General features: G+C 63.2%; 5 protein-coding genes. 2 read left to right on the forward strand and 3 right to left on the reverse strand.

The genetic code is table 11. The features are described 5' to 3' along the window. A partial coding sequence (locus tag AC1DVA_RS27265) for a hypothetical protein (RefSeq protein ID WP_476807720.1) occupies window positions 1-206 on the forward strand: 206 nt, incomplete at its 5' end. Window positions 207-714: 508 nt separating this feature from the next. On the opposite strand, the gene AC1DVA_RS27270 is transcribed toward AC1DVA_RS27265, so the two are convergent. The 3 genes from AC1DVA_RS27270 to AC1DVA_RS27280 form a co-directional block, all read right to left on the reverse strand. Then, the gene (locus AC1DVA_RS27270; RefSeq protein ID WP_355022165.1) at window positions 715-924 is read right to left on the reverse strand and encodes a hypothetical protein; all 210 of its coding nucleotides are present in this window, start codon (window positions 922-924) and stop codon (window positions 715-717) included. Further along, a complete protein-coding gene (locus AC1DVA_RS27275) occupies window positions 921-1,130 on the reverse strand; it encodes a hypothetical protein (protein WP_476807968.1) in 210 nt (69 codons plus the stop codon). Before AC1DVA_RS27275 ends, AC1DVA_RS27270 begins: the two co-directional genes overlap by 4 nt. Before the next feature lie 373 nt (window positions 1,131-1,503). Next, window positions 1,504-1,935, reverse strand: a complete 432-nt coding sequence (locus tag AC1DVA_RS27280; RefSeq protein ID WP_476807969.1) for a DUF5681 domain-containing protein — start codon at window positions 1,933-1,935, stop codon at window positions 1,504-1,506. Window positions 1,936-2,375: 440 nt separating this feature from the next. Between AC1DVA_RS27280 and AC1DVA_RS27285 the strand changes: the two genes are divergently transcribed. Next, window positions 2,376-2,666: a hypothetical protein gene (locus AC1DVA_RS27285; protein WP_476807970.1), complete on the forward strand. Its 291-nt coding sequence runs from the start codon at window positions 2,376-2,378 to the stop codon at window positions 2,664-2,666. Window positions 2,667-2,980 lie beyond the last annotated feature (314 nt).

Here is a 2,980-nt window from a genome sequence, read left to right on the forward strand (position 1 = left end):
TGTCATCAGTGACCATGGCCGGCCTGTTGCGCTGCCTCGTGCAGAAAGGCGTGCTAGCTCCGGGCGATATTCGCGAGATCTATGAGACGGCCCTCATGCTGCTTGAGCTGCAACAGGCCAGCGTGCCTGCGAGGCAGGAGGCCTTTGTTGCCGCTCGGGCGGCTCTCGAGAACAGCCTTCAATCGCGCAATCGAAATGCCAATTAGAGGCGAGCGGATTGTGCCGGTGACAAGTCATCGCAGCTGGCTAACCCTAACGCTGAAGTGATTCGACGCGGCGTCGGGTGACCGATCCAATCTTCAGCACGCATCGCGCCCACTTACCCGCCGCCGCACCAACCACCTTCGATCCAACGCCAAGGCAAGCCCCCCGGCGATCGAGATTACGCCCCCGGTTTTCTCTCGACGGGTCGCSTTGAAAAAMGCACGACGTTCGAAGGCCGCGCATCCCGTTCAGTGCGCRCCACCGCCTCGAGCAGAAGCACGATGGCGCGGCACAGCCGCTCGTCTTCGATAYTATCGCTATCAAGTGTGAGGAACGCCTCCATCAAAAAAGGCGCGGCATTTACGATAATTGCCCATGGCGAGCATGCTGATGCCAACAGGTGAACGCTCGACAAAATAATTGAGAGCAATTCGACCCACCGACGGCTCACTCTTACTCCACCATGTCGGCCGTCTCTCGCATGCTCCGCACGAGCGGCGCCTCGCGCCGTTAGCGGGTTTCTGGTTCACGGCAGAACAGCTCCTGCCATCCAGCTTCCGTCATCGGGCTCTGGCCTGCCGCCTCGCCGAACTCGAAAGCCACTCCATCCTTGATGGCCTCCCTTTCCGCATCGCTCAGCGGGTGGGCGCTGATATCGTAGCGCACGCTATTGCTGGCGCGTGTCTCCAGTTTCGCGATGCGCTGCGACAATCGCGTCATGGCGCCGGCCTCGCTGCGCTCGCAATGATGGCGGCATTCAACTCGGCGTCGGACATCAGCCTCACAGCGCGGCTGCCCGGCGTTTGATCGAGCCGGTCACAAGGCTCGGCATCTGAAAAGAGCGCCATCAGCTCCGTGTCGGAAAGCCCCGGAACATCGCTCCACCGCGCTTCCGGCAACTCAGCAGGCCCGGGCATCACGCCCATGATGATCGGATCGCCCCGCCTTACGGCTCCAGCCGCGAGCGCGTGCTCGTAGGCCTGCTGGAGGGCCTCCGCCGACCGCTCCCAGAGCACGAAGGCGAYGGCTGKCYGATTGYCGCCGGCATACCTCCGYTCMAGCWCCCTGAGGCGGCGTTGGAGGGCCGTCATGTATCCGCCCTCATCGCGGCGCGGACTGCTGCAACGGCGCGAGGGGCGTAGCCAGGCTGCCCGATYAGCTYGGCACWGATCTGCTCCGCCCAYTCGGGGGCGGCGAGCACCATCGCAATTGCGGCGTCGCGCGCGGCCTTCGACCGSTGATCCGATACGGGACGGCGCCGGGCCTCCAGCCTGGTGAGGCGACGGTGGACGGCGTTCATCATGCTCGCCCTCYTTCCAGTACCTCAAGCCTGCGGTGCAGATCGGTGACCTCGATGGCCTTGGCRTGGGCATCGACCAGCCGGCCGAGTTCGGCGGCTTCGGACGGCGTCAGCTCGCCCGCCGCGACCGCCTCCAGGATGGCCTGCGTCGCCTTGGGCAGATCGGCCACCGTCTCGATCCTGGGAAGGTCGAAGGTGACGGGTCGGTCGCGACGAGCGGGCGCCAGCCGATCCATACACAGCCGCAGCGCCGTCATGTCGCCAGCGAGCCCGAGTTCGATCGCCTTGCGCGTGAGAGCGCCGGCCTCGCCCTCCAGCAAAGCTTCAATAGCGAGCGTAACCTTGTGGCGCGCGCCCTTGGGCCGGCCGGCGTTGCCGGGGGCGAACGGTTTGCCTCGCGTATTGGCCGGGTTATTTCGCGCCGTAGCCATCAGATAAGCCCTCTAGCGACGATGCTGCGAGGAAGCCGAAGGCATCCGAACTTCCAAACTCAATTGGCAAATCTGCAATCAATCACATCATTTGGCTCGCCAGATTATGCAATATTGCCATCGAAATGAACACCCGCTACCAGGGCCAACGTGGTGCGGCGCCRCCTGCTCCCGATCCATGCCGTCGAGAACCGCCGCCAGCGACAGAAGCCGGCGACTCTGGCTGGCCTGCCTGGACTCAGCGGCGAGCCGTCGAAGGTCAAAGGCCGAGTAGTCCGTCCGAAGCTTTACCTGAGGGATAGCGCGATCCTCCTCGCCTATGGAATGAGGGCCGGCCCGTTGTGCAAAGGACAAGAGATGCCGAAGGCCACATTGACGGAGGCCGCGATCCGGGCCTTTCCGGTCCCTGCCTCTGGCGGGCAAGATTACTACGACCAGAAATGTTCGGGGCTGGTGCTGCGCATCCGCTCCGCGAGGAGGAAAAGGCCGCGGTGCTGACCGTCAGGCAGCTTGTCGAATCGTTCGTCGAGCGCGAGGCAAAACCGAACTCGCCAAAGAGCTGGAACCAGATCCTCGGGCATCTGGAACGCGACGTCCTCCCGCGATGGGGACAGCGCTCTGCCATCTCGATCGGCAAGGCCGATTGTGTCCAGCGATTGGCAGAGCTTGCGGGCCGCACCTGCATGGGGGCGAACCGGGTGCGCACCCAGATGCTGCGGATGTTCAACTGAGCTGCCGATCAGTCGCAGATCCCGGCCAGCCCGATGGTTGGCGTCGAGAAGCCCTTCACGAGGACGTCGCACCCTTCGCGCTTCAGCCGTCCGGCTTCCGCTTTTCAGTTCTTGGCGAGCTCGATCTCAAAGTGGCCCAGAGACTTACCGGCGCCCTTTGATCAAGCCGGGACGGACACCAATAAGTCTTTTGTTAAGTCAGGTTTTCCTGACCAAATGTAAGCGGTCAAATATCCCTTTTTGGCAACGCTGAAATCGAGGCACACAGCGTTTGGCGCCGTGATCCGGGGCTGATCCTTGAGCCAGTAATGACC

Source organism: Allobosea sp. P4_C6 (genome assembly GCF_056402015.1).

What these genes read in the sequence shown, in the direction of transcription:
- AC1DVA_RS27270 (WP_355022165.1), bottom strand. Translation starts at nt 924, where the DNA reads ATGACGCGATTGTCGCAGCGCATCGCGAAACTGGAGACACGCGCCAGC.
- AC1DVA_RS27275 (WP_476807968.1), bottom strand. Translation starts at nt 1,130, where the DNA reads ATGGGCGTGATGCCCGGGCCTGCTGAGTTGCCGGAAGCGCGGTGGAGC.
- AC1DVA_RS27285 (WP_476807970.1), top strand. Translation starts at nt 2,376, where the DNA reads ATGTTCGGGGCTGGTGCTGCGCATCCGCTCCGCGAGGAGGAAAAGGCC.